Origin of the sequence: Synechococcus sp. H55.11 (assembly GCF_047462475.1) — a bacterium.
In the GTDB taxonomy this organism is placed as follows: Bacteria; Cyanobacteriota; Cyanobacteriia; order Thermostichales; family Thermostichaceae; genus Thermostichus.
Genome location: NZ_JANSJI010000226.1, coordinates 1 through 1,013, shown reverse-complemented (window position 1 = coordinate 1,013; position 1,013 = coordinate 1). Strand labels below are relative to the sequence as shown.

Sequence of the window (1,013 nt, the reverse complement as noted above, 5' to 3'; positions counted from 1 at the left end):
AAGGGATCCTTTCTGTGTGATGCTACAAACAGAGGCAGGCTAGGAGAGGGAACAGACCTTGCGAGTGGGGATCATCGGCACCGGCTACGCGGCTCGCTCACGGGCTGAGGCCTTGCGCAAAGATGGGCAAGTGGAGATTGTGGCTGTTGTCGGTCGATCCCCCGAGCGGAGTGCTACTTTTGCCGCCGAGTTTGGGGCTGCTGCCTATTTCGACTGGTCTTCTCTCTTCCGCGAGCAGCGGCTGGATCTGGTCTTTATCAGCACCATCAATCGGGATCATGGGGCCATTGCCCGCGCTGCGCTGGAAGCAGGGATCCACACTGTCGTTGAATATCCTCTTGCCCTCAGCCTTGCCGAAGCCCGGTCGCTGGTGCAATTGGCAGCCGAGCGGCGGTTGCTGTTGCACGTGGAGCACATCGAGCTCCTCAGCGGCATCCACCTGTTGCTGAGGCGGGAGCTGGAAGGGCTGGGCAAGTTGTTTGCCGTCCGCTACATCACCCTCACCGCCACCCACCCCGCCCCCGACCGCTGGACCTACCGGCCTGAGCTGTTTGGCTTCCCCCTCATGGGGGCTGTCTCCCGCATTCACCGCTTGGTGGACTTGTTGGGCAAGGTGGAGCGGGTGAGCTGTCAACTGCGCTACGACGGGCCGGATTTGCCCCAGCGCTACAGCAGTTGCTACTGCACAGCCCAACTGAGTTTTGCCAATGGGTTGCTGGCAGTGTTGACCTATGGCAAGGGAGACTCTCTGTGGTGCTCGCAGCGGCTACTGGAGTTCCACGGCCAGCGGGGGGGCCTGCTGATCAACGGCGAAGAGGCGATGCTGTTGCGCGCCGGCAGTGCCCACCCCTTGGAGACGGGATCCCGCCACGGCCTGTTCGAACAAGACACCCGCATGGTGCTGGATCACCTGCGCCACGGCAGCCCTCTCTACGTAGACACCGAAAAGATGCTCCATGCCCTCGCCGTGGCCGAGGCCGCCGAGCGATCCGCCCAAACCCAGCAGGTTGTCC

Annotated in this window: 1 protein-coding gene; it reads left to right on the top strand. The window is 62.7% G+C overall.

The genetic code is table 11. The features are described from left to right. Window positions 1-64 precede the first annotated feature (64 nt). Window positions 65-1,013: Gfo/Idh/MocA family protein (locus NW853_RS09105; RefSeq protein ID WP_414348859.1), on the top strand; the 949-nt coding region annotated here is incomplete at its 3' end.